At 72.3% G+C, this 17890-nt stretch carries 18 protein-coding genes; 8 read left to right on the forward strand and 10 right to left on the reverse strand.

All coding sequences use genetic code 11. The annotated features are described in order from the left end of the window. Positions 1–84: 84 nt before the first annotated feature. The 3 genes from hslO to B0A89_RS02905 form a co-directional block, all read right to left on the reverse strand. On the reverse strand, positions 85–1104 hold the full coding sequence (gene hslO, locus B0A89_RS02895; protein ID WP_085376845.1) for an Hsp33 family molecular chaperone HslO: 1020 nt from the start codon (positions 1102–1104) through the stop codon (positions 85–87). Between the two features lie 157 nt (positions 1105–1261). Beyond that, complete coding sequence (gene hemH / locus B0A89_RS02900; protein ID WP_085376846.1) at positions 1262–2299, reverse strand: ferrochelatase; 1038 nt, start codon at positions 2297–2299, stop codon at positions 1262–1264. Beyond that, positions 2296–3138 (reverse strand): methyltransferase domain-containing protein, encoded by an 843-nt coding sequence (locus B0A89_RS02905; RefSeq protein ID WP_157115220.1) that lies wholly within the window; start codon positions 3136–3138, stop codon positions 2296–2298. Before B0A89_RS02905 ends, hemH begins: the two co-directional genes overlap by 4 nt. Here B0A89_RS02905 and B0A89_RS02910 point away from each other — a divergent pair. The 4 genes from B0A89_RS02910 (at position 3137) to B0A89_RS02925 (ending at position 6340) form a co-directional block, all read left to right on the forward strand. Next, entirely contained in the window at positions 3137–3934 is a 798-nt protein-coding gene (locus B0A89_RS02910; RefSeq protein ID WP_240558612.1) for a double zinc ribbon domain-containing protein, read from the forward strand. The two genes, B0A89_RS02905 and B0A89_RS02910, sit on opposite strands and share 2 nt — an antisense overlap. A gap of 83 nt (positions 3935–4017) precedes the next feature. Next, positions 4018–4446, forward strand: a complete 429-nt coding sequence (arfB, locus tag B0A89_RS02915; protein ID WP_085376847.1) for an alternative ribosome rescue aminoacyl-tRNA hydrolase ArfB — start codon at positions 4018–4020, stop codon at positions 4444–4446. Next, positions 4443–4898, forward strand: a complete 456-nt coding sequence (locus B0A89_RS02920) for an NUDIX hydrolase (RefSeq protein WP_085376848.1) — start codon at positions 4443–4445, stop codon at positions 4896–4898. Before arfB ends, B0A89_RS02920 begins: the two co-directional genes overlap by 4 nt. A gap of 17 nt (positions 4899–4915) precedes the next feature. Next, on the forward strand, positions 4916–6340 hold the full coding sequence (locus B0A89_RS02925) for an inorganic phosphate transporter (RefSeq protein WP_085378711.1): 1425 nt from the start codon (positions 4916–4918) through the stop codon (positions 6338–6340). Here B0A89_RS02925 and B0A89_RS02930 read toward each other — a convergent pair. The 6 genes from B0A89_RS02930 to def (B0A89_RS02955) form a co-directional block, all read right to left on the reverse strand. After that, positions 6337–6573: an Lrp/AsnC ligand binding domain-containing protein gene (locus B0A89_RS02930; protein ID WP_085376849.1), complete on the reverse strand. Its 237-nt coding sequence runs from the start codon at positions 6571–6573 to the stop codon at positions 6337–6339. The genes B0A89_RS02925 and B0A89_RS02930 overlap by 4 nt on opposite strands. Before the next feature lie 96 nt (positions 6574–6669). Continuing rightward, on the reverse strand, positions 6670–8028 hold the full coding sequence (locus B0A89_RS02935; RefSeq protein ID WP_085376850.1) for an MATE family efflux transporter: 1359 nt from the start codon (positions 8026–8028) through the stop codon (positions 6670–6672). A 78-nt stretch (positions 8029–8106) separates the two neighbouring features. Beyond that, a complete protein-coding gene (fmt, locus tag B0A89_RS02940; protein WP_085376851.1) occupies positions 8107–9000 on the reverse strand; it encodes a methionyl-tRNA formyltransferase in 894 nt (297 codons plus the stop codon). A gap of 78 nt (positions 9001–9078) precedes the next feature. Further along, positions 9079–9579, reverse strand: coding sequence for a peptide deformylase (def, locus tag B0A89_RS02945; protein WP_085376852.1), 501 nt, complete (start codon positions 9577–9579; stop codon positions 9079–9081). Continuing rightward, positions 9576–10079 (reverse strand): peptide deformylase, encoded by a 504-nt coding sequence (locus B0A89_RS02950; protein ID WP_240558613.1) that lies wholly within the window; start codon positions 10077–10079, stop codon positions 9576–9578. Before B0A89_RS02950 ends, def (B0A89_RS02945) begins: the two co-directional genes overlap by 4 nt. A gap of 145 nt (positions 10080–10224) precedes the next feature. Then, positions 10225–10743, reverse strand: a complete 519-nt coding sequence (gene def / locus B0A89_RS02955; RefSeq protein ID WP_085376853.1) for a peptide deformylase — start codon at positions 10741–10743, stop codon at positions 10225–10227. A gap of 76 nt (positions 10744–10819) precedes the next feature. On the opposite strand from def (B0A89_RS02955), the gene B0A89_RS02960 reads away from it, so the two are divergent. Further along, the gene (locus tag B0A89_RS02960; RefSeq protein ID WP_085376854.1) at positions 10820–12004 is read left to right on the forward strand and encodes a MalY/PatB family protein; all 1185 of its coding nucleotides are present in this window, start codon (positions 10820–10822) and stop codon (positions 12002–12004) included. Further along, complete coding sequence (locus tag B0A89_RS02965) at positions 12001–12609, forward strand: L,D-transpeptidase family protein (RefSeq protein ID WP_085376855.1); 609 nt, start codon at positions 12001–12003, stop codon at positions 12607–12609. Before B0A89_RS02960 ends, B0A89_RS02965 begins: the two co-directional genes overlap by 4 nt. Before the next feature lie 142 nt (positions 12610–12751). Here B0A89_RS02965 and hrpB read toward each other — a convergent pair whose 3' ends face one another. Further along, the gene (gene hrpB / locus B0A89_RS02970) at positions 12752–15163 is read right to left on the reverse strand and encodes an ATP-dependent helicase HrpB (protein ID WP_085376856.1); all 2412 of its coding nucleotides are present in this window, start codon (positions 15161–15163) and stop codon (positions 12752–12754) included. Between the two features lie 152 nt (positions 15164–15315). On the opposite strand from hrpB, the gene B0A89_RS02975 reads away from it, so the two are divergent. Together B0A89_RS02975 and B0A89_RS02980 are read left to right on the forward strand one after the other, a co-directional pair. Next, complete coding sequence (locus B0A89_RS02975; protein WP_085376857.1) at positions 15316–16695, forward strand: YcjX family GTP-binding protein; 1380 nt, start codon at positions 15316–15318, stop codon at positions 16693–16695. Continuing rightward, positions 16695–17879, forward strand: coding sequence for a TIGR01620 family protein (locus B0A89_RS02980; protein WP_085376858.1), 1185 nt, complete (start codon positions 16695–16697; stop codon positions 17877–17879). The genes B0A89_RS02975 and B0A89_RS02980 overlap by 1 nt, the downstream gene beginning before the upstream one ends. Positions 17880–17890: the final 11 nt, after the last annotated feature.

Here is a 17890-nt window from a genome sequence, read left to right on the forward strand (position 1 = left end):
CCCTCCAGGTCAAAATCCGAACTGGGCAGCCCCCCGCCCCCAGGGCGGCGGCCAGGCGATCGCGGATGCAGGAAGGCGCAGCCGTCATCCGGCGTCCCGCGCCTGCAGCGGAAGGCCCTCGGCATCCACCGTCGCCTCAAAGCCCAGGCTGGCGGGGTCGAACTCGTAATGCGCGCCGCAGAACTGACAGTCGGCCGTCACCTGCCCCTCGGGGGTGGTCATGTGGGCGATGTCCTTGGCCGAATAGATCGACAGCGTGCCGCGCACCCGCTCGGCCGAACAGGAACAGCCGAACTCGACCCGCTGGGGATCGAAGACGCGCGGCGCTTCCTCGTGGAAAAGGCGCACCAGCAGGTCGGTGGGGGCAAGCGTGGGGCCGATCAGTTCCAGCGTCTCGACCGTGGACAGCAGGTGGTTCGCGCGGCTCCAGTCCTCGGATTCCGCGCCCTGCAGGATGTCGGCCGCCTCGATCAGCCCGCCCTGCCCCGAGCCGCCCTCGCCCGGCGCGGCAGGCTGGGCGGGCAGGGTCTGCAGCATGATGCCGCCCGCGCGCCAGCTTGCCCCGGCATCGCCCGGCATGCGGTTCTCGCCATAGGACAGGGCAAAGCTGGTGGGCAGCTGTTCGGACTGGGCGAAATACGTCCCCGCGCAGGCCGACAGCGACCCGCCCGCCAGCGGCGTGATCCCCTGATAGGGCAGGTTGCCCGCGCCCTGGTCGATGAGGATGGCGAAATACCCCTCGCCGATCTGCTCGAAAGGCGGGCGCTCGTCCAGCCGCTCGGCGTCAAAGCTGGCCCAGCCGCGGATGCGGGCCGGACCACCTTCCTCGGCCGGGGCGTAATAGTCGGCGGCCAGCGTGCGGATCGCGCCGTTGCCGCGCACCTGGATCGACAGCTTCCAGCGCAGCTTGACCGTCGGCCCGATCAGCGCCGCCAGCAGGGCGACCTCGGCCACCAGCGCCGCGACGGGGGCGGGATAATCATGGCGGGTCAGGACATGGTTCAGCACGCCGTCCAGCCGGGCCACGCGGCCGCGAACGCCGGAACGGTCCAGTTGAAACGGCAGGACGGTATCGTCCCAGGCGATCTGGTTGATCTTGGTCATCTTGGCCCTTCGGAAAGCTGCGCAGCCCGTCCCTTGGGCCGCGGCGTCGCGGGCTGATATAGGGGCAACCCGCCCGAACCCCAAGCGGGGGGCCGCCCTTCTCAATCTGCTCGTCCGCCCGCGCGCCGCGGGCGGCGGATGGCAGGCGCGCCCTGGCCTATGCGGCCCATCCTGCCAGATTCTCGCCCAGCACGTTCATCAGCACGCCGATATGGGCGTCGTCGTCGTTCAGGCAGGGGATATAGGTGAAATCCTTGCCGCCCGCATGCTCATACGCCTCGCGGATCTCGCCGTTGATCTCCTCGAGCGTCTCGATGCAGTCGGCGCTGAAGGCAGGCGAGATGACGGCGATGTCGGTGATGCCGCGCCGGGCCAGGTCGGCGACATGTTCGACGGTATAGGGCTTGAGCCATTCCTCGGGTCCGAAGACCGACTGAAAGGTCGTGTCGATCGCATCCTCGGGCCAGCCCAGCCGCTCGCGCAGCAGGCGCGTCGTCTTCTGGCACTGGCAATGATAGGGATCGCCCTCCTGCAGATAGCGGCGCGGCATCCCGTGATAGGATGCGACCAGCTTCTGCGGCCGCCGGCCCGACAGGGCGCGCTCGACCGATTGCGCCAGCGCGTCGATGTAATCGGGGCGGTCGAAATAGGGCGCGCAGGTCCGCACGGCCGGCTGCCATTTCTGCGCCATCAGCGCCCGGAACAGCTGGTCGTTGGCCGTCGCGCTCGTCGCGCCCGCGTAATGGGGATAAAGCGGCAGGAACACGATCCGGTCGCAGCCCGCCTTGACCATCCGGTCCACCACCGAGATGGTCGAGGGGTTGCCATAGCGCATGCAGAAATCCACCATCACCTGATCGCCCCAGCGGGCGTCGGCGGCCGCGCGCAGCTTGGCGACCTGCGCCTTGGTGATCGTCATCAGCGGGCTTTCGTTCGCCTCGACGTTCCAGATCGAGCGATAGTTCTTGCCCGAGGTGAAGGGCCGTTTGGTCAGGATGATCCCCTGCAGCAGCGGCTGCCATTTCCAGCGCGGATAGTCGATGACACGGCGGTCCGACAGGAATTCGTTCAGATAGCGCCGCATCGACCAGTAATCATGGCCATCGGGCGTTCCGAGATTGGCCACGAGGATGCCCGTGCGCCGGCGCGGCAGGGCGGGATGGTCGGCGGGCGCATGGTCGGGGCGATGGGTCATGGCGTTCTCGGGTTCAGGGCATCGGCAAGCCGCACCTGGGCAGAGCCGGGGCGCAGGGGCCGGGGCTGGTTGTCCGCAGGCGCCCAGCCGGTCAGAAAGATCAGGTCCAAACCCAGCAGGATGCGGTCCGGTTCCTGCGGATCGGCGGCATCGCGGGCAAGGATCTCGGCCGCCGCGCTCAGCACCGAGCGCCGCGTGGGCCGGCGCAGGCGGCGATCGAGGGCGTTCGTCTCGCCCATCGCGCGCAGATCGCGGGCCAGCGCCATCAGGCCGGTATAGCTGACAGCCTGCGTGACCTGGTCTGCCACCGGCAGCGCCAGCCCGCCGCGGGCCAGCAGCGCGCCCATGTCGCGGATCTCGCCCATGGGCGCAACGCGGGGGGACAGACCGCCGGTCAGCGCCGTTTCGGCCTCGGCCAGCGCCCTGCGCAAGGGGGCAAGCGTGCGCCCCCCCGGCAAGGCCGCGATGAACAGCCCGTCCGGGCGCAGGGCGCGCGCGCACTGGACGATCTGCCCGACCGGATCATCCGCCCAGTGCAGCGCCATGGCATGGATCACCAGATCATGCGCGCCGGGCTCCAGCGCCAGCACCGTATCATCGGGCACCACCCGTGCGGCCGGCATCGCCCCGGCCCAGAAATCCACCGCGCCGGTCACAACGGCCGGCGATGTAAACACTCTGTTAACCTCGCCCAGCCTATCCTCGATCTCGCCCAGGACCAGCGCATGCGGCCAGTGCTCGCGCCCCTGCCGGTCGGCCCGTGCCCGCTGGCGGACCAGCGCGGCCCGGTCGGTCAGCCGCGGGGGCGCGGGTCGGGGATCGGGGGACAGGCCAGCCATGGAGCTCAGCTTTACGGTGCTTTGCGGGGCGATGAAAGCCGCCGTCACCGGCATTTTTCCGCCCCAATGCCCCGGCTGCGGCGCCGGCGTGGCCGAGGATGGGGGCCTGTGCCCCGATTGCTGGCGGGACACCGAATTCATCGGCGGCACGGCCTGCGGCCATTGCGGCGCCCCGCTGCCCGGCCCTGCGGGCGGCGGCGAGACCGCCGATGACGAGGCGCTGGTCTGCGACGACTGCCTTGCGACGCCGCGCCCCTGGCAGCGCGGCCGGGCAGCGGTCGTCTATGCGGGGGCCGGGCGTCGGCTGGCGCTGGCGCTCAAGCATGGGGACCGTCTTGATCTGGTTCCGGTGCTGGGCGGCTGGATGGCGCGGGCCGCCGCCCCGCTGGTGCAGCCGGGGATGCTGGTCGTTCCCGTCCCGATCCATCCGCGCCGCCTGCTGGGGCGCAAATACAACCAGGCGGCGCTGCTGGCCGCACGCATCGCGCGGGCGCATCGCCTGCCGCTGGTGCCCGGCGCGCTGATCCGGCGCCGGCACACGCCGATGCAGAACCACGCATCCGTGGCCGACCGCTTTGCCAATCTCGAAGGCGCGCTGGCCGTGCCCCCCGCCATGCAGCCACGGCTGAGCGGCAGGCCGATCCTGCTGGTCGATGACGTAATGACCTCGGGGGCGACGCTGGCGGCGGCGGCGGGGGCGCTGTCGGGCGCTGGCTGCGGCGCGGTGTCGGTTACCGTGCTGGCCCGTGCGGTCAAGGGGGGCAGGCCGGCACGGGACGGGGATACCGATGCGTGATGCGGGCCGCAGGGTGGCGGGACACGCAATGTTTTGGGCGCGACCCTCTTACATCTGCGCCGGGACCGCTTAGTCTGCGTTCCATGCTGCGCATCAACGACGCCATTTCCATCGCCGACTGGGAACTGTCGGAACAGTTCAGCCGGGCACAGGGGCCGGGCGGGCAGAACGTGAACAAGGTCTCCACCGCGGTCGAGCTGCGCTTCGAGGCAGAGCGTTCGCCCCACCTGTCCCCCGCCGTCAAGGCGCGGCTGCGCCGGCTTGCGGGGCGGCGCTGGACGCAGGACGGCGCCATCATCATCGCCGTGCAGGACACCCGCAGCCAGGCCCGCAACCGCGAGATCGCGCGCGAGCGGCTGGCCGAGCTGATCGGCAAGGCCCTGCCCGCCCCCCGCCCGCGCATCGCGACCCGCCCGACGCAGGGCAGCCAGCGCCGCCGGCTTGCCGGCAAGGCCCTGCGCGGCACCGTCAAGGCGCTGCGCGGGCGGGTCGCCCCGGCGGAGGAAGGATGAGCACGCTGCGCCGCCGCATCGGCAGGCTGATGGGCGCACGCCAGCCCGCATTGCAGGTCGCGGCGCTGTGCGTGAACGGCGATACCGGCAAGGTGCTGATGATCACCAGCCGCGGGACAGGCCGCTGGATCATCCCCAAGGGCTGGCCGATGCCCGGCCGCAGCCTGGCCGAGGCCGCCCTGCAGGAAGCGTGGGAGGAAGCGGGCGTGCGCGCCAATCCCGGCCGCCGGATCGGCAGCTACAACTATGACAAGATGCAGTCGGGCGGCTTTGCCATCCCGGTGCTGGTCCATGTCTTCCTGACGCGGGTCGAAAGCCTGGCGGAGGACTATCCCGAATCGGGGCGGCGCGAACGGCGCTGGGTCGCCCCCGACGAGGCCGCCGCGATGGTGGCCGAGGGTGATCTTGCCACGCTGCTGCGCCAGCTCGGCCCCGGGCCGGCCGCGTGCTGAACGGCGGCCGCGGCCCGATGGGAAAGGAAAGCGGGCCGGGGCGGTTCCGGATCCTGGACAAGGATCTCGAACGCGTTGCCAACAGCGAAAGCGCGGGCGCGCAGTCGCGCCGCCCGGTGCTGCGGCTGGGGCTGGCGCTGATCTTTGCGGCGCTTGCCTCGATCCTTGCGGGCGGGGCCTCGGCCGGGGTCAACGCCGGATGGGCGCTGATCCCCGGCGTCATGATCGGGGCCTTCCTCGCGCTGTCCATCGGCGCCAATGACAGCGCCAACGCCCTGGGCCCGGCGGTCGGCGCGGGGGCGATCTCGGCGCGGGCGGGGCTGGCGCTGGTCGCGCTGGCCGAGATAGCCGGCGCGCTGACGGGGGGCGAGCGGGTCGGCGAGACGCTCAGTTCGGGGCTGCTCGGCCCGGCCCAGCTGGCGCGGGACGGTGCGGCGACGGTCATGCTGGCGGCCATGATCGCCGCTGCCGGCTGGATCGCGCTGGCGACATGGGCGGGCGCGCCTGTCTCGACCACCCATGCGGTGGTGGGCGGCATCGCCGGCGCCGGCATCGCCGTCTTCGGTGCCGCCGGAGCAAGCTGGCGGGGGCTGGGGATCATCGCGTCGGGGTGGATGGTCTCGCCCGTCATCGCCGGGCTGATCGCGGCGGTGCTGCTGGCGCTGCTGCGCAGCCGGATCCAGCGCGCGCCCGATCCCATCCTTGCCGGGACGCGCTGGTTCCCGGTGATCGTCGGGGTTCTGGCGGCGGTTCTGGCCGGCTATGCGCTGGCGCTGTCGGGCTTGCCGGGGGCGGGGCCGGCGGCCGGCATCACGGCGGCGGCCGGGGCCGGCGCATGGTGGCTGGCGCGCCGCCGCATCGCGGCCGAACGCGCCGCCGGCCTTCGCCCCCGCCAGGCGATGAAGCGGCTGTTCGGCCCGCCCCTGGTGGCGGCCGCGATGCTGATCGCCTATGGGCACGGGGCCAATGACGTGGCCAATGTCGCCGCGCCCCTTTCCGTCATCGCCGGGGACGGCGATCCGGGCGCGCCCTTGTGGCTGGCCACGGGGGCGCTGGGCTTTGCGCTGGGCGCCACGCTTTTCGGCCGCCGCCTGGTGCGGATGGTGGGCAGCCGCATCACCAGGCTGAACCCGGCGCGCGCGCTTTGCGTGACACTGGCCACCGCGCTGGTGCTGCTGGGCGCGACCTGGGCGGGGCTGCCGGTGTCCACGACCCATGTCGCCGTGGGCGCCGTGTTCGGCGTCGGCTTTTACCGCGAATGGGAGGAGCGCCGCCTGCATCCGGGCGCCCCTGACGCCCCCCTTCCGCCCGAGGAACTGCATCGCCGCCGCCTGGTGCGCCGCAGCGCCGTGCTGCGCACGCTGGCCGCATGGGCGGTCACGGTGCCGATCACCGGCGCCCTGTCGGCGGTGCTGGCGCTGGCGCTGGGCGCGGCCGGCTAGAACGCCTTGAAGGTCATGGTGGTCAGCGTGCGGTGAATGCCGGGAATGTCGAACAGCCGCTGGTTCAGATAGTGCCCCACATCGGCATCCTCGGGAACATAGACCTTGGCCAACAGGTCGTATTCGCCCGAGGTGGAATAAAGCTCGCTCACCACCTCGCGGTCATAGATGGCGCCGGCCACCTCATAGGTCTTGCCGGGGGCACAGCGGAACTGGACAAAGACGGGACGCATCGGGGCCTCTCGCGCAAGGGGGGTGCAGGGCGATCCTAGCGGGCGCGCAAGGCCGGGGCCAGATGCCCGGTGCCGCCGCGCCTGTGAGGGCGCGTTTCAGGCGGGGACCGGGCCCCCGTCCCTGCCCCGCCGCCCCCAGAAGCGCGCCATAAGCAGAGCGGCCGCCGCGCTCAGCCCGACCAGAAGGCCAAGCCACAGCCCCGGCGGCCCCATCCGCAGCGGAAAGGCCAGCAGCCAGCCTGCGGGCAGGCCGATCAGCCAGTAGCTCACGACCGCCAGCAGCATCGGGATGCGGGTATCCTGAACCCCGCGCAGCAGGCCCAGCGCGATGGCCTGCATGGCATCGACCATCTGGAACAGCCCCGCATACAGCATCAGCCCGGCGGCCAGCGCGACGATCGCCGGCGCGCGCCGATCGCCGGGGTTGAGATAAAGCCCCGTCAGCATCTCGGGCACGGCCAGAAAGGCGGTCATCGGGACCAGCGCGAAACAGGCCGACAGCAGCGTCGCCGCAATGGCGGCAAGCCGCAGCCCCTGCCCGTCGCCGCGGCCATGGGCGGTGCCGACCCGGATCGTGGCGGCATTGGAAATGCCCAGATGGACCATGAAGGTCAGCGCCGCAAGCTGCAGCGCGATCCCATGCGCGGCCAGCGGCTCGGCCCCGAACCAGCCCATCATGACATTGGCGCCGGTGAACATCCCCGTCTCGGCCACCAGCGTCAGCCCGATGGGCAGGCCCAGCGCCAGCAGGCTGCGCCCTTCGGTCCAGTCGGGCCGCCACAAGCGGCGCAACAGGTGATAGGGGCGGGCCTGGGGCAGCAGGCAGGCGGCAGCGGCCAGCGCGCCAAGCTGCATCCAGTTCACCGCCAGGCTGGCCAGCGCCGATCCGGTGACCCCCAGAGACGGCGCGCCCAGATGCCCGAACACCAGCATCCAGTTCAGCAGCGCGTTGACGGGCAGGCCGGCCACCGTCACGGCCAGCACGACATTGGGCCGCCCCAGCGCCGCCAGATAGCTGTTCAGCGCCATCGCGCACAGCGTCGCGGGCATTGCAAAGCCCATCACCCGCAGCCAGTCCTGCGCATAGGCGGCAACCTGCGGCTGCTGGCCCAGCGCCGACAGGATCGGCCCCGACCACCACATCACCGGCAAAACCATCGCGGAATGGACAACCGACAGCCACAGCGCCATGCGGGTCGAACGCCGCACCTGCGTCTCGTCGCCGCGGGCGCGGGCGGCCGCGATGACGCCCATCACCGCCAGCGCATAGCCCGAGCCCAGCATCATCAGGATCACGAAATAGGATGTCGCCAGCACCAGCGCGGCCAGCGGATCGACACCGTAGCGCCCGATCATGACCGTGTCGGTCACGCCGATCAGCATGCGGGCCAGATGCGTGCCGACCAGCGGCAGCCCCAGCAGGAAGGTCGCGGAAAGATGATGGCGAAGGTTCATGGCCCGAGCGTTAGCGGCAATGCCTGCCCGCGGAAAGCCCGCCCGCAGGGGATGCCGCCCCAGCGTTGCCGGCGAAGCTCAGTCCAGATGCGCCGGCAGGGCCAGCCCGCGCAGCGCCTCGGCCGCGGGCAGCGGGCGCTTGCCCTCGCGCTGCAGGGACAGGATCTCGACCGCGCCCTCGCCGCAGGCGACGGTCAGGGCGCCCAGAACCTCGCCCGGCCTGCCCTGCCCCGCCACCGCCCGCGCCCGCAGCAGCTTGAGCCGCTCGCCCCCTGCCAGGCACCAGGCGCCGGGAAAGGGCGACAGGCCGCGGATCAGGCGGTCCACCTCGGCCGCAGGGCGCGTCCAGTCGATGCGCGCCTCGGCCTTGTCGATCTTGGCGGCATAGGTGACGCCCTCGGCGGGCTGGGGGACGGCCGGCAGGGGCAGGCGGTCCAGCGTCTGCACGATCAGCCCCGCCCCCATGGCCGACAGGCGGTCGTGCAGGTCCGCGGTCGTATCCTCGGGGCCGATCGGGGTGCGCGCCTCGGCCAGCACCGGGCCGGTGTCAAGGCCCGCCTCCATCTGCATGATGCTCACGCCGGTTTCGGCGTCACCGGCCATGATCGCCCGGTGGATCGGCGCCGCCCCGCGCCAGCGCGGCAGGATCGAGGCGTGGATGTTCAGGCAGCCCAGCCGCGGCGCGTCCAGCACCGGCTGCGGCAGGATCAGCCCATAGGCGACCACCACCGCCACATCCGCGGCCAGCGCCGCAAAGGCCTCCTGCTCCTCGGCCGATTTCAGCCGCAGGGGCGTGCGCACCTCGATCCCCAGCGCCTCGGCCGCTTCCTGCACTGCCGAGAGGCGGGGTTTCTGCCCGCGGCCGGCTGCGCGGGGGGGCTGGGAATAGACCGCGACGATCTCGTGCCGCGCGGCCAGCGCCCGCAGCGCCGGGACCGAAAACGGGGGCGTTCCCATGAAGATCACGCGCATCGCCGGGCCTCCCTGATTCTTCTGCAGGAAAATATCCCACGGGGGTCCGGGGGTGTGAAACCCCCGGGTCCACCGCGCCTATCGCCGCGCCAGCCTGGCCGATCTGCGGACCAGCATGCTGCGGCGCAGGGGCGACAGGCGGTCCACATACATCCGCCCGTCAAGATGGTCGATCTGGTGCTGAACGCTGGTTGCCCACAGGCCCACGAAGTCGCGCTCCTCGACCGCGCCGTCCGCATTGAGGAAACGGACCGTCACCGCGCGGGGCCGCTCGATCCGCGCGGACACGCCCGGCAGGTTGGGCGAGGCTTCCTCATGCGCGCGCATCTGCCCCGATTCGTGCAGCACCTGCGGATTGGCCATCCGCACAGCCTCGCCCCGGCGGGACGAGGCATCCACCACCGCAAGGCGCAGCATGATCCCGATCTGGGGCGCGGCCAGCCCCAGGCCGGGCATGGCCTCCATCGTGTCGATCATGTCCTCCCAGATCATCCGCACCGCTTCGGTGACGGCCTCGACAGGCTCAGCCGGGCGATGCAGGCGGCGGTCGGCATAGGGCAGGAAGGGGCGGACGGTCATGCACCCGGCCCCGCAGGCAGGGCATCGAGGATCAGGACACCGTCAAGGTGGTCCAGTTCATGCTGGGCGATCCGGGCCGCGGCACCGTCCAGCGCGATCTCGCGCCCCGCGCCGTCGGCATCGGCAAAGGCCAGGCGGATGGCGGCGGCCCGCCTGACGCGCACGGGGCGGCCAGGGATCGACAGGCACATCTCCTCGGCCTCATCGGCAAGGGGGGAACGCCACATGATCCGGGGATCAAACATGGCCAGGGGCGAGGGCGCGCCGGCCTTCCAGCCGGCATCCATGACAAGGACGCGCCGCGTCACGCCGATCTGCGGCGCGGCCAGCCCCCTGCCGCCCGCATGATAGAGCGTTGCGAACAAATCGGCGACAAGCGCGCGCCGCTGCGCGGCCGTCAGGGCCGCGGCCGGGGCGCAGACAGCCCGCAATACCGGATCGGGGTGCAGCATGATCGCCCGCACCGTCCCGCCCGCCGCCCCTGCCGCGGGGGCTGTCACGGAAGCTGTCGGGGAAATGGCGCCAGAGGCTGCCCCAGGGCAAACCACCATGCCTGGCGACAGGGCATTGCCCGGCCCTCCGCCCGCCTGCAGCCCGCCCGCGGCCTCTCCCTCCCCGCCCTGCCTGCCTGCGGCCGGCCTGTCGTCAGGCACGGGCCAGATCCCGCTTCATCTTGCCCATCCGCCGGGTGATGAGCTGTCGCTTCATCGGGCCGATATGGTCGATGAACAGCCGCCCGTTCAGATGGTCCAGTTCGTGCTGCGCGCAGGTGGCCCACAGCCCGTCGAAATCGCGTTCCTGCACCCGTCCGTCCAGCCCCGTCCAGCGCATCCTGACCTCGGCCGGGCGCGTCACCTCGGCATACTGGTCGGGGAAGGACAGGCAGCCTTCCTCATAGACGTTCAGCGCCTCCGATACCGAGACGATCTCGGGATCGACCAAGACCAGGGGGGCGCGCCCCGCCTCGGGATCGCCGGCGCAGTCCATGACGAACAGGCGGCTGAGAACGCCCAGCTGGGGCGCGGCAAGCCCGACGCCGGGCGCGGCATACATCGCGGCCAGCATCTCGCCCGCCAGCGCCTCGATCTCGGGCGTGATGCGGCCGATGGGGGCGCAGGCCTTCCTGAGCCGCGGGTCCGGGAAAAGAAGGATGGAACGGGTCATATGCCGGGCAATACTAGGGTTTCCGCGGGGCAACAACTCGCTATTGTGCGCCCGCGTGACCTCAGAGGAGACGGCGATGGACCGCCCCGATTTCGACCGGCCGATCGACCGGCGCGGCACCTTGTGCAACAAATGGGACGACATGGGCCAGGTGTTCGGCCTGAACGCCCCCGACGCGCTGGCGATGTGGGTGGCGGACATGGATTTCCGCCCGCCCGCGGCCGTCCAGCGCGCGCTTGAAAGGCTGCTGGCGCATGGCGTCTATGGCTATCCGGGCGCGAACGGGCCCTATCTGGACGCGATCCGCTGGTGGATGGAAAACCGCCATGGCTGGTCGGTCGAAGAGGATGCGATCCTGTCCGTGCACGGGCTGGTGAACGGGACGGCGCTGGCGGTGGACGCCTATACCGCGCCGGGCGATGCCGTGGCGCTGATGACGCCGGTCTATCATGCCTTTGCCCGCGTGGTGAAAGCGGCCGGCCGCACCGTCACCGAGCTGCCGCTGGCGGTGCAGGGCGGGCAATACGTCCCAGACTGGCAGGACTGGTCGGGCCGGATGACGGGGCGCGAGCGGATGCTGATCCTCTGCTCGCCCCACAATCCGGGGGGCCGCGTCTGGTCGGCAGAGGAGCTGCGCGAGATCGCCGATTTCTGCCGCGCGCGCGACCTGATCCTGCTGTCGGACGAGATCCACCATGATCTGGTGCTGCCCGGCGCGCCGCGGCACCTGGTCACGGCGCTGGCCGCCCCCGACATCGCTGACCGGCTGGTGACGATGACGGCGGCCACCAAAAGCTTCAACATCGCCGGGGCGCATCTGGGCAATGTCATCATCCCCGATGCGGGGCTGCGCGAACGCTACAAGGCGCGGATGATGGCGCTGGGAATTTCGCCGGGGCTGTTCGGCCTGCCGATGGTGACGGCCGCCTATTCGCCCGAGGGCGCGGCCTGGATCGACGCGCTGGTCGACTATGTCGGCGAGAACGCGCGCCTGTTCGACCGGGCGGTGGGCGCGATTCCCGGCGCGCGGCCCATGCCGCTGCAGGCGACCTATCTGGCCTGGGTGGATTTCAGCGGCACCGGGATGGAGGCGGCGGAAATCCACCGCCGGATCGAGGCGGGCGCAAGGATCGCCGCCAATCACGGCGAAAGCTTCGGCACCGGGGGCCAATCGCACATGCGCTTCAACCTCGCGATGCCGCGCGCCCAGGTGGCCGAGGCGGCGGGGCGGCTGCAAGAGGCGTTCGCCGACCTGCAATGAAGCTGATCGCGCTGCTCTGCCTGCTGGCGGCAGGCTGGATCGCATGGACGAGCTGGGGGCCGGCGCTGCGCCTGCCGGTCCCGGCGGCGCCGTCCCTGCCCGTGCCGGTGCCGCCGCGGTCTGTTCCGGTGCCGCTGCCGCGCCCGCCGCACCTCACCCTGCCCCGCCCGGCGGCGCGGATCACCAGCGATGTCCAGCGCATCCTGATCGAGAAGGGCGCGCGCCGGATGACGGTCTTTCAGGCAGAGGGCAATCCGCGCGTCATGCAGATCGCCCTGGGCAAGACGCCCCGGGGCGACAAGATCCGCCAAGGCGACGGCAAGACGCCCGAGGGCCTGTTCAGGATCGACCGGCGCAACGCCCAAAGCCGCTTTCACCTGTCGCTGGGGCTGGACTATCCCCGCCCGCAGGACCGCAAGCGCGCCGCCGCGCAGGGGGTCGATCCCGGCGGCGACATCATGATCCACGGCCAGCCCAACCAGGTGGCCGAGGGATACAAGGTCAAGGGCGACTGGACCGACGGGTGCATCGCCCTCACCAACCCCGAGATCGCCGAACTGTTCGCCCATGCCCGGATCGGCACCGAGGTCGAGATCAGGCCCTGACACCGCCGGCCGCACGGCCGCGCCGGGGGTTTCACACCCCCGGACCCCCGTGGGATATTTCCCTGCAGAAGAAGGACATCTTCGGTCCTCAAATATCCCGGGGGGGCCACCCGCAGGGCGGCGGGGGCAGCGCCCCCCCCCTTCATGTCCCGCGCGGCTTGGCGCGCAGGGTCGGGTCGGCGGCGGCGGGATCCTCGGGCCAGGGATGGCGGGGATAGCGGCCGCGCATGTCCTTGCGCACCTCGGCATAGCCCCCTGCCCAGAATCCGGGCAGGTCGGTCGTCACGGCGATGGGCTTGTGCCCCGGCGACAGCAGCACGATCCGCAGCGGGCGGCGTCCGGCCATGGGGTGGCGGGTCACGCCGAACAGCTCCTGCAGGCGCGCCTCGATGGTGGGCGTCTCGGCGTCATAGTCGATGGGGATGCGCCGGCCCAGCGGCGCACCGAAGGCCGCCGGCGCGGCCTCGTCCAGACGGCGCTGGCCGTCCCAGCCGATCAGCGCCTTCAGCGGTTCGGTCAGGTCGAGCGATTTCAGGTCCGCCGCCGTCCGCGCGCCGGTCAGATGGGGCAGCAGCCAGCCGGGATCCGCCAGCAGCGCCGCATCGGACACATCCGGCATCCCGTCCACCAGCGCGATGCGCGCCCGCAGCCGCGCCGCGCCCGCCGTCCAGGGCAGGCCCAGATCGCGCAGCCCGTCCCAGGCGGCGCGGGCGACGGCCACGGGGTCCGGCGCATCCAGCGCGCGGTCGGACAGGACCACCGCGCCCAGCCGTTCCTGCCGCCGGGCCAGCACCCGGCCCTCGCGGCGCGACCATTCCACCGCCTCGACCGTCTCGATCCGCCCCGCGAAAAGGGCGCGCAGGTCGCCCTCGTCCAGGGCCCCGCCGATGCGCACCCGCGCCTCGCGCAGATCGCCGTCCAGATCGGTGGCCACGATCAGGCGCGCCGCGCCCAGGGGGTCGCCTTCGGCCAGCGCGGCGCCCTTGCCGCCCGACAGGACAAAGCGCGGCGCCTCGCCCCTGCGGCGCAGGCCGATGCGGTCGGGATAGGCCAGCGCCGCCATCGCGGCCGGCGGCATCGGGGGGCCGTCCGGGACCATGCGGCGCAGGCGCCTGCCCTCAGCGCGGATGCGTTCGATGGTGGCGCGGTCCGCGGGCCAGGGGTGGCGATCGGCATAGCCGCGCGGATCGGCCACAGCCTGCAGCCGCAGCGCCAGATCGGCCGGCGCGCCGCGGATCGGGTCACGCTCGGCCAGCAGCGCCGCCAGATCGGCAGCGCCCCTGCCCGCGGTCAGCAGCATATGCGCCAGCCGCGGATGCAGCGGCAGGGCCGCCATCGCCCGGCCATGGGGAGTGATCCGCCCCCCATCGTCCAGCGCCCCCAGGCCCGCCAGCAGCGCCCGCGCCTCGGCCAGCGCGCCTTCGGGCGGCGGGGTCAGGAAGGCAAGATCGGCCGGGCCCCAGACGGCCAGTTCCAGCGCCAGCCCGGCCAGATCGGCCACGGTGATTTCCGGCGGGGCAAAGGCGGGCATCGCGCCTTCCTCGGCCCGCGCCCACAGGCGATAGCAGATGCCCGGCGCCACCCGGCCCGCCCGCCCGCGGCGCTGGTCGGCCTCGGCGCGGCTGGCCCGTTCGGTGACAAGGCGGCTCATCCCCGAGGCGGGATCAAAGCGCGCCCGCCTTGCCCGGCCCCCATCCACCACGACGCGCACCGCCGGGATGGTCAGCGAGGTTTCCGCGATCGCGCTCGCCAGCACGATCCGCCGCCGCGCGCCCGGCGGGGACAGCGCCGCCCGCTGGGCGGCAAGATCCATGGCCCCGAACAGGGGCACCACCTCGGCCGGCACCCCGTCCAGCAGGGCGGCGGTGCGGGCGATCTCGCCCTCGCCCGGCAGGAAGGCCAAGATGGTGCCGCCGCTCTCGCGCGTTTCGGCTTCGGCGCGGGCGATCAGGCGCGCCGCCTCGGGCACCAGCCGGGCGCCTGGGGGCAAGGGCCGGTCGAGCCAGCGCGTTTCCACCGGAAAGGCGCGCCCCTGCGAATGCACGACCGGCGCATCCTCCAGCAGCGCCGCGACCGGGGCGGCGTCCAGCGTCGCCGACATGACCAGCAGCGCAAGATCGGGCCGCAGCGTCGCCCGCGCCTCGCATGTCAGGGCAAGGCCGAGATCGGCGTTCAGGCTGCGCTCGTGAAACTCGTCGAAGATCACGCAGCCGATGCCGGGCAGGTCTGGGTCGGACTGGATCATCCGGGTCAGGATGCCCTCGGTGACGACCTCGATGCGCGTGCCGGGCGCCGCCTCGCCGCGGATGCGGTAGCCCACGCGCGCGCCCAGCGGCTCGCCCAGCGTGGCTGCCATCCGCTCGGCGGCCGCGCGCGCGGCAAGGCGCCGGGGCTCCAGCATGAGGATGCGGCCGGGGATCATGTCCATCAGCGCGAGCGGCACCCGGGTCGTCTTGCCCGCGCCGGGCGGCGCCACCAGCACCGCGCGCCCATGCGCGGCCAGCGCGGCGCGCAGATCGGGGATGGCATCGTCGATGGGCAGGGCCTGGATCATGGGGGCGTCATGGCGCGAATTGCGGCCGCAGGAAAGCCGCTACCCGCGCCCCTGCGGCAGGGGCAACCCGCCGGCCCCTCTGGTCGTTGGGGGCGCGGCGCCCTATCTGACAGGTCGTTGATGAGGCGATGTTCGACCGGGAGAGAGAGCGCATGGGCTTGGCCGACACCGCAGACGGTCTGATGCGCGGGCTGGGACTGGGCGATCCGGTGCTGAGGATCGGCGTCACCGGCCTGTCGCGCGCCGGCAAGACGGTGTTCATCACCTCGCTGGTGGCGAACCTGCTGGACCGGGGCCGGATGCAGGCGCTGCGCGCTGCCGCCGACGGCACCATCCGCGCCGCCTGGCTGCAGCCCCAGCCCGACGACACCGTTCCGCGGTTCGAGTTCGAGCGCCATCTTGCCGCCCTGACCGGACCCGATCCGCACTGGCCCGAAGGCACGCGCCATGTCAGCGAGCTGCGCCTTTCGCTGCGCATCCAGCCGCGCGGGCTGCTGGCGGGGTGGCGGGGGGTGCAGAACCTGCATCTCGACATCGTGGATTACCCCGGCGAATGGCTGCTGGACCTGCGCCTGATGGATCGCAGCTTTGCCCAGTGGTCGGCCGAGGTGCTGGAGCGCATCGACGGCCGGCCGGGGGCAGAGGCGTTTCGCGCGGGGCTGGCCGCGCTCGACCCGCGCGCGCGCCTTGACGAACCGGCCGCCCAGGGGCTGCACCGGCTTTATGCGGCGCATCTGGCGCTGGCGCGGGATGCGGGCTTTTCCGACACCACGCCCGGACGGTTCCTGCTGCCGGGGGAAATGGAGGGCTCGCCCGCGCTGACCTTCGCGCCGCTTCCGGCCGAGCAGTCGTCCTCGGCGCTCTACCGCGAATTCGAACGGCGGTTCGACGCCTACAAGACGCGCGTGGTGCGACCCTTCTTTCGCAACCACTTTGCCCGCATCGACCGGCAGGTGGTGCTGGTGGACGTGCTGGGCGCCATTCATGCAGGCCCGCAGGCGCTCCAGGACATCCGCCGCGCCATGGCCGACATCCTGTCGGCCTTCCGCCCCGGCCGGGCGGGGTGGCTGGCGCAGCTGCTGGGCACGCGGCGGGTAGAACGCATCCTGTTCGCCGCCACCAAGGCCGACCACCTGCACCACACCCAGCATCCGCGCCTCGCCGCCATCCTGACGGCGATGCTGCGCGAGGCGCGCGACCGCGCCGATTTCCAGGGCGCGCGGACCGAGGCCCTGGCGATCGCCGCGCTGCGCACCACGACCGAGGAAATCCTGCACCAGGACGGCCATGACCTGCCGGCGGTGCGCGGCACGCTGATGGATGGGCGCGAGGCGGCCTTCTATCCGGGCGACCTGCCGGACAACCCCGCCGCGCTGCTGGCCCCGGCGGCCGAGGGGGCGACGCGCTGGCTGGACGGCGACTATGCCGCGATGAACTTCGCCCCCGCCCCCGCCACGCTGCGCCCCGGAGACGGGCCGCCCCATATCCGCATGGACCGCGCCGCCGAGTTCCTGATCGGGGATCGCATCTGATGGAAGGCACATCCCGCCGCCGCGGCCCGGTCCTGATCGAATACGCGCCATCCGCGCAGCAGGAGGGCACGCCCGATACCCTGCCCCCGCCATCCGACCCCGCCCAGCCCAGCCCCCATCCGGACAGTCAAGGCCAGGACAGGCGCGATCCGCCTGGCCGTGATCCCGGCCAGCCGCAGGGGGACGGGCGCGACGCACGCGCACCGCGCACCGCCATTCCGCGCCCTTCGCCCGCGGATGCACCCCCGATCGACGACGGGCTGCCCTCGGCCCTGCCCCAGCCGCGGACTATGCAGCTGATGGCGCGCATCGCGGGCAAGGGGCCGTCGCGGGTGACGCGGTTCTTCCTCAACACGCTGGCAGCGCTGCTCACGTTCCTGCTGTCGATGGCGGCGCTGCGGTTCTTTGACAGCCTGATGGCGGCCTATCCGCTGCTCGGCTGGATCGGGATCGGGCTGTTCGGGCTGTTCACGATCGCCGCGCTGGCGGTGGGCGTGCGCGAATATGCGGCATGGGCACGCCTGGCCCGGATCGACCAGGTGCACCGGCAGGCGGGCGAGGCGCTGGCCAGGGGCGATCTGACGCTGGCGCGGGGGGCGGTGGACCGGCTGGACGCGCTGTATGCCCGCCGCCCCGAACTGGCCCGCGCGCGCCAGACGGTCGCGCAGCGCCGGGGCGATGCCTTCGACGCGCTCAGCCTGCTGGCGCTGGCCGAAACGGAACTGCTCGCCCCGCTCGATCAGCAGGCGCGACGCGAGATCGAGGCGGCGGCCCGCACCGTCGCCGCCGCCACCGCGCTGATCCCGCTGGCGCTGGCCGACGTGATCGCGGCGCTGGCGGCCAATCTGCGGATGATCCGGCGCATGGCTGAAATCTATGGCGGCCGCGCCGGCGCTGTCGGCGGCTGGCGCCTGGCGCGCACGGTGCTGGCCCATCTGGTGGCCACCGGGGCCGTGGCCGCGGGCGACGATCTCATCCACACCGTCGCGGGGGGCGGCCTTCTGGCAAAGCTCAGCCGCCGGTTCGGCGAAGGGGTGGTCAACGGCGCGCTGACCGCCCGCGTGGGCATCGCCGCGATGGAGGTCTGCCGCCCCCTGCCCTTCATCCACCAGCGCCGCCCGTCGGTCGGCAATCTGGTCAGCCGCGGGCTCAAGGGGCTGTTCGGCACGGACGAGCGTGGCTGAGCGCCCCTTTC

Source organism: Paracoccus contaminans, from assembly GCF_002105555.1.
GTDB classification, from domain to species: domain Bacteria; phylum Pseudomonadota; class Alphaproteobacteria; order Rhodobacterales; family Rhodobacteraceae; genus Paracoccus; species Paracoccus contaminans.

What these genes read in the sequence shown, in the direction of transcription:
- hslO (WP_085376845.1), bottom strand. Translation starts at nt 1,104, where the DNA reads ATGACCAAGATCAACCAGATCGCCTGGGACGATACCGTCCTGCCGTTT.
- hemH (WP_085376846.1), bottom strand. Translation starts at nt 2,299, where the DNA reads ATGACCCATCGCCCCGACCATGCGCCCGCCGACCATCCCGCCCTGCCG.
- B0A89_RS02910 (WP_240558612.1), top strand. Translation starts at nt 3,137, where the DNA reads ATGGAGCTCAGCTTTACGGTGCTTTGCGGGGCGATGAAAGCCGCCGTC.
- B0A89_RS02905 (WP_157115220.1), bottom strand. Translation starts at nt 3,138, where the DNA reads ATGGCTGGCCTGTCCCCCGATCCCCGACCCGCGCCCCCGCGGCTGACC.
- arfB (WP_085376847.1), top strand. Translation starts at nt 4,018, where the DNA reads ATGCTGCGCATCAACGACGCCATTTCCATCGCCGACTGGGAACTGTCG.
- B0A89_RS02920 (WP_085376848.1), top strand. Translation starts at nt 4,443, where the DNA reads ATGAGCACGCTGCGCCGCCGCATCGGCAGGCTGATGGGCGCACGCCAG.
- B0A89_RS02925 (WP_085378711.1), top strand. Translation starts at nt 4,916, where the DNA reads ATGGGAAAGGAAAGCGGGCCGGGGCGGTTCCGGATCCTGGACAAGGAT.
- B0A89_RS02930 (WP_085376849.1), bottom strand. Translation starts at nt 6,573, where the DNA reads ATGCGTCCCGTCTTTGTCCAGTTCCGCTGTGCCCCCGGCAAGACCTAT.
- B0A89_RS02935 (WP_085376850.1), bottom strand. Translation starts at nt 8,028, where the DNA reads ATGAACCTTCGCCATCATCTTTCCGCGACCTTCCTGCTGGGGCTGCCG.
- fmt (WP_085376851.1), bottom strand. Translation starts at nt 9,000, where the DNA reads ATGCGCGTGATCTTCATGGGAACGCCCCCGTTTTCGGTCCCGGCGCTG.
- def (WP_085376852.1), bottom strand. Translation starts at nt 9,579, where the DNA reads ATGACCGTCCGCCCCTTCCTGCCCTATGCCGACCGCCGCCTGCATCGC.
- def (WP_085376853.1), bottom strand. Translation starts at nt 10,743, where the DNA reads ATGACCCGTTCCATCCTTCTTTTCCCGGACCCGCGGCTCAGGAAGGCC.
- B0A89_RS02960 (WP_085376854.1), top strand. Translation starts at nt 10,820, where the DNA reads ATGGACCGCCCCGATTTCGACCGGCCGATCGACCGGCGCGGCACCTTG.
- B0A89_RS02965 (WP_085376855.1), top strand. Translation starts at nt 12,001, where the DNA reads ATGAAGCTGATCGCGCTGCTCTGCCTGCTGGCGGCAGGCTGGATCGCA.
- hrpB (WP_085376856.1), bottom strand. Translation starts at nt 15,163, where the DNA reads ATGATCCAGGCCCTGCCCATCGACGATGCCATCCCCGATCTGCGCGCC.
- B0A89_RS02975 (WP_085376857.1), top strand. Translation starts at nt 15,316, where the DNA reads ATGGGCTTGGCCGACACCGCAGACGGTCTGATGCGCGGGCTGGGACTG.
- B0A89_RS02980 (WP_085376858.1), top strand. Translation starts at nt 16,695, where the DNA reads ATGGAAGGCACATCCCGCCGCCGCGGCCCGGTCCTGATCGAATACGCG.